This is a genomic window from Actinomyces sp. MRS3W (genome assembly GCF_032465695.1).
GTDB lineage: Bacteria > Actinomycetota > Actinomycetes > Actinomycetales > Actinomycetaceae > Actinomyces.
This window is the reverse complement of the sequence record NZ_JAWDJJ010000200.1, coordinates 1-5092: the sequence shown is the minus strand read 5'-3', so window position 1 is coordinate 5092 and position 5092 is coordinate 1. Positions and strand designations below refer to the sequence as shown.

General features: G+C 67.8%; 4 protein-coding genes. All 4 read right to left on the bottom strand.

What is annotated here, in order from left to right; all coding sequences use genetic code 11:
• Positions 1-116 precede the first annotated feature (116 nt).
• Genes RWX45_RS07485 through RWX45_RS07470 form a run of 4 tightly spaced genes read right to left on the bottom strand, consistent with a single transcriptional unit; the run spans position 117 to position 5069 of the window.
• Entirely contained in the window at positions 117-932 is an 816-nt protein-coding gene (locus RWX45_RS07485) for a class II aldolase/adducin family protein (protein WP_316023108.1), read from the bottom strand.
• Positions 933-991: 59 nt separating this feature from the next.
• Positions 992-2518, bottom strand: coding sequence for a rhamnulokinase family protein (locus RWX45_RS07480; RefSeq protein ID WP_316023107.1), 1527 nt, complete (start codon positions 2516-2518; stop codon positions 992-994).
• A gap of 14 nt (positions 2519-2532) precedes the next feature.
• Positions 2533-3723 carry an L-rhamnose isomerase gene (gene rhaI, locus RWX45_RS07475; RefSeq protein WP_316023106.1) on the bottom strand — a complete coding sequence of 397 codons (1191 nt, stop codon included), beginning with the start codon at positions 3721-3723 and terminating at the stop codon, positions 2533-2535.
• Between the two features lie 56 nt (positions 3724-3779).
• Complete coding sequence (locus tag RWX45_RS07470; RefSeq protein WP_316023105.1) at positions 3780-5069, bottom strand: MFS transporter; 1290 nt, start codon at positions 5067-5069, stop codon at positions 3780-3782.
• Positions 5070-5092: the final 23 nt, after the last annotated feature.

Here is a 5092-nt window from a genome sequence, read left to right as displayed (position 1 = left end):
GTGCTCATGAGGCGGTCCTTTCTCTGACGAGACTTGTGGACTCCCTGCCGCGGGTGAAGCCGTGCCCCGGGAGCAGCCGTTGCGCCGCTCCCGGGGCACCGGATCGCGTAGGGGAATCAGAACAGGTCGGTGTCGACGTTGAAGGCCTCGACGACGGCGTGCAGTTCCGCGTCGGTGACGCCCTCGCCGAGCCCGCCGGAGGTGATGTTGCGGATCTCGTACATGGCACCAGTCTCGGCGTACTCGACCTTGTCGACGGCGGCCAGCGGGGCGACGTCGGAGCGCACCATGATGCCGTGCTTGGACCACAGCACGATGACGTGGTCGCGCAGGGCGCGCACATTGTTCTCCATGAGCTCCTGGCTGCCGGGCACCATGAAGTCCAGCACCTCGATGCCCGCCGGGATCTGGACGATCGTCTCCGGCTCCCAGCGCAAGATGCGGCGGTTGAAGTCGGTGGTGTTGCGGATGTCCTTGATGTGGCTGAGCTGCACCAGGTAGGGCGGCTGGGCGTGGATGACGGCCTGGAAGTCGACGCCGCGCTGGGCCACCTGGTCGTTGTGGACGGCCAGGTGGGAGTTGAACTCGCTGGTGGGCCGCACGTAGGCGCGGTCGGGGTGGGTGTACCAGGTGCCGGTCAGGCCCCCCTCGTCCACGACGAAGGCGGAGACATTCGCCTCCGGGGAGTCGGCGACGTCGCGCAGGCGGCAGCCCGAGCCGGTCACGAGCACGGTGCGGCCGGCGAGCGCCGGGGCGGGCAGCGGCAGCTCGGTGCCGGGGGTGATCTCCGGGAAGCGGGCGGCGAGATCGAGCTCCTCGGCGGAGGCGCCCACGGACACGGAGATATTGCCGGCGCCCGCCTCGACAGCGCCCATATGGTCCAGGCGACGTCCGGCGGCGCCCATCTGGGCGAGGATTTCCGACAGCGGCATGGTGGTCACGGTGATGGTCCTTTCGGTGGGTGTTTCTGAATGTTCGTCTGGCGCCGGCATTAGCTGAAGAGTTGGCGCTCGGCGGCGTCCCAGCCGGCAGCGGCGGCCGGATCGGGGGTGTATTCGGTGATATCGGAGGAGTCGCGTACGAGCCGGCGCAGGTCGGCCAGGTCCCCGTCGATGAGCCCCGCGCCCCGGGCGGCGACGACGACGTTGCCCAGCGCCGTGCCCTCGGCGGGGCCGGCGACGACGGGCAGGCCGGTGGCGTCCGCGGCGAGCTGGCACAGCAGCCGGTTGCGGATGCCGCCGCCGACCATGTGCAGCGTGTTCACCTGCTTGCCGGACAGCGAGGCCGCCTCGCGCACGGCACGGCGGTAGGCCAGGGCCAGGGAGTCGTTGATGCAGCGCACGTATTCGCCGACGCTGCGCGGGCGCGGCTGCCCGGTGCGGACGGCGAAGTCGTCGATACGGGCGGCCATGTCGCCGGGGGCGAAGAAGGCCGGGTCGTTGATGTCGACGACGGTGCGCAACGGGTCGGCGGCCTCGGCGGCGGCGTCGAGCTCCCGGTAGGACAGCTCCAGCCCCTGCTGCTTCCAGGTGCGCACCGCCTCGTTGAACACCCACAGGCCCATGACGTTCTTGAGGTAGCGCACGGTGCCGTCCACACCGAGCTCGTTGGTGAAGTTGGCCTTCCGGGAGGCCTCGGTGAGTACCGGAGTGTTCAGCTCCAGGCCGACCAGCGACCAGGTGCCGCAGGAGACGTAGGCGAAGTCGCTGCCGCTCGCGGGTACGGCGGCCACCGCGGAGGCGGTGTCGTGGGTGCCGACGGCAACCACCGGGGTTGGGGCGCCGTCGGGCCCGAAGACGTCGACGACGTCGCGCCGCACCGGGCCGACGACGGTGCCGGCCTCGACAATAGGGGGCAGGACGCCGTCGAGGTTGAGATCCATCGCGGAGTGCAGGCGCTCCAGCAGGGGAGCGGACCAGGTGCGCTCGCGGGCGTCGACCAGCCCGGTGGTGGAGGCGTTGGTGATCTCGGCGACCTGCTTGCCGGTGAGCCAGTAGGTGAGTAGGTCGGGCAGCAGCAGGAGGGTACGCTGCGCGGCGCCGTCGGAGTCGGCGGGGAGTCCGTCGTCGCGCGCCTCGGCGACGAGCTGGAAGACGGTGTTGAAGTCCTGCACCTGCAGGCCGTTGATCGCGTACATCTCTTGAGCGGGGATGGCGGCGAAGACCTCGGCGGGAATGCCGCGGGTGCGCTCACAGCGGTAGGAGGCGACCTGCCCGGCCAGCAGCCCGCAGGGGCGCAGCAGCCCGTAGTCGACCGCCCAGGTGTCGATGCCGACGGCGGACAGCGGCCCAACGTCGCGCACGGCGGCCAGCAGGCCCTGACGGACCTCGTCCCACAGGTGCAGCACGTCCCAGTAGAGGCGCTGGCCGCCGGGGCCGGGCAGCGGGATGGGGCCGTTAGTGAAGCGACGTGTCTCGGTCAGTTCGATGCGACCGTCGGCGATGGTGCCGACCATGACGCGCCCAGAGGAGGCGCCCAGGTCGACGGCCCCAATGTGGATGGGGTGGGCGTTGGTCATGGTCGGCACCTTTCTCAGGCTCCCCAGCCGGCGGCGTTGCCGCCGACGCGCTCGGCGCGGATCTTGTCCAGGTAGCCGGAGTCCAGGAAGGCCTTCATGGGGTCGGGGGCCAGGCCCTGGGACTCGCGCAGCTCGGCCAGGAGCGGGCGCACGTCGGTGTTGTAGGCATCAACGAGGATGTCGTTGGCCTCCAGCACTTCGCCGGCGCGCTGGGCGGCGGCCAGTGCTTCGCGGTCGACGAGCAGCGCCTTGGCGGTCGCTTCCTGGACGTTGGTGGCCGAGCGGATCTCGCCGGGGATCTTCTCCTCCAGGTTGTGGCACTGGTCGAGCATGAAGTTGACGCCCGAGTCGGGGGCGAGCGCGCCGACGGCGACGATCTCATTCATGATGCGGAACAGCTGGTAGGGGTCGGCGGCGCCGACGATGAGGTCGTCGTCGGCGTAGAAGCGTGAGTTGAAATCGAAGGCTCCCAGCCGGCCCAGACGCAGCAGCTGGGCGACGATGAACTCGATGTTGGTGCCCGGGGCGTGGTGGCCGGTGTCGAGGACAACCTTGGCGCGCTCACCCAGCGCCAGGCAGTGCACGAGGGAGGTGCCCCAGTCCGGCACGTCGGTGTGGTAGAAGGCGGGCTCGAAGAACTTGTACTCCAGGACCAGCTGCTGGTCGTCGTCGAGAGCGGCGTAGATCTCCGCCAGGGCGTCGGCGAGGCGGTCCTGGCGAGCCCGGATCGAGTCCTGCCCGGGGTAGTTGGTGCCGTCGGCCAGCCAGATCTTGAGGGCGGGGGAGCCGGTGGCGCGCATGATGTCGATGCATTCCAGGTGGTGGTCGATCGCCTTACGGCGGATCTTCTCATCGGGGTTGCACAGCGAGCCGAGCTTGTAGTCCTCGTCCTGGAAGACGTTGGAGTTGATGGTGCCGATGGTGACGCCCTGGTCTTCGGCGTGCTTGCGCAGCGCCTCGTAGTCGTCAACCTTGTCCCACGGGATGTGCAGGGAGACGCGGGGGGTGACGCCGGTGTACTTGTTGACCTGGGCGACGTCGTCGATCTTCTCGTACGGGTCCCGGGGCACTCCCGCGGTGGTGAAGACGCGGAAGCGGGTGCCGGAGTTGCCGAAGGCCCAGCTGGGCAGCTCAATCGTCTGAGTCTGAAGCAGACTGCGGGCCTCAGCACTGAGGTCGGACAGCGAGGGGGTGGATGCGGACATGTTTTTTCTCCGTTTCGTGAAGTGTCCTGTGGTGATAGTGGTGGTGTGAGATGGGGTCAGGCGTTGGCGTTGGTGACGTGCTCGCCGTAGCGCTCCAGTTCGATCTCTTCCAGGGACTTGCCCTGGGTCTTGGGGGCGCCGATGGTGCCCACGAGGGTGGAGACGACGAGGAAGCCGATGAGGATGAGCCCATCGATCATGAGCCCGTTGTTCCACTGGAGGATGACCGGGAAGATGAGGGAGATGAGTCCGGAGGCCAGGCGGACCGCGAAGAAGACGATGCCCTGTGCGGCCGAGCGGTAGGGAGTGGCGAACAGCTCGGGCGACCACACTGAGTAGAAGGCCTGTGCTGACGGGCCCGCGGACAGGCCCCAAATGATGGTGTAGGCGAAGGCCGTCCAGGCGGCGTTGGAGGGACCGAACACCAGGATGATCCAGGACAGGATCGCCGCCAGGCCGCCGACTAGGTAATGCCAGCGGTAAGGCACGCGGTCGACCAGGTTCATGAAGATGAAGGTCGAGACGATGACGAAGCCCCATGAGAGCATGGAGAACAGGTCGGTCTGAATGGTCTCGTATCCCATGGAGGACAAGATGGTGGGCAGGAAGATGCCGTTCTGGGAGGCGGCCTGGTTCCAGCAGGTGTAGATGACGGCCAGGAAGATGAGCGCGGTGATGTTGACGCGGCGGTTGAACAGCTTGCGGAAGGCCGCCCACATCGACGGGGGCTTAGCCTGTGCCCCGCCCTTCGCCTCCTGCCAGGTCTCGGACTCCTCTAGGCCCTGTCGGATGTACCAGGTGATGAGGGCAATGGCCACGAGGTGAGCGAAGATGATGCGGCTGCCGAGCAGGCCCAGCGGGGCGAGTGCGGCAGCCAGGCCGAAGCCGATGAAGGGGCCGAAGGACCAGGCGAGCTGGGTGGCGCCGATGTGCTTACCGCGCTGGCCGGTGGGAGCGAATTCGGCAATGTAGGTCCACCCCGCCGGCACGGAGGCGCCGACCGCCAAACCGATGATGACGAAGCCGGTGAACAGCATCGGCAGGTTTGCGGTGAAGACGACGATGAGACCACCCAGCGCATACAGCAGCAGGTCGTAGGTGTAAATGAACTTGCGTCCGTATTTGTCGCACAGCGGGCCGCCGATGAGGGCGCCGATGGCGGCGCCGAAGGCGTTGGAGCTGAATGCCGCGAGCAGGCCGGCGATGGTGCCGTCGTCCTCGGGGAAGTAGGCGGCACCCCAGAAACCGAGCGACGTGGCGATAGCGATGATGGAGCCGGAATCGATGTAGTTCGACATGGAGACGGCGGCAGTCGCCTGCCAGCCGGTTAGCGGCTTACGAGCCATATCAGTTCCTCCTTGAATAGAGG

Coding starts and splice junctions, on each gene's coding strand:
- RWX45_RS07485 (WP_316023108.1), bottom strand. CDS start 932: ATGCCGCTGTCGGAAATCCTCGCCCAGATGGGCGCCGCCGGACGTCGC.
- RWX45_RS07480 (WP_316023107.1), bottom strand. CDS start 2,518: ATGACCAACGCCCACCCCATCCACATTGGGGCCGTCGACCTGGGCGCC.
- rhaI (WP_316023106.1), bottom strand. CDS start 3,723: ATGTCCGCATCCACCCCCTCGCTGTCCGACCTCAGTGCTGAGGCCCGC.
- RWX45_RS07470 (WP_316023105.1), bottom strand. CDS start 5,069: ATGGCTCGTAAGCCGCTAACCGGCTGGCAGGCGACTGCCGCCGTCTCC.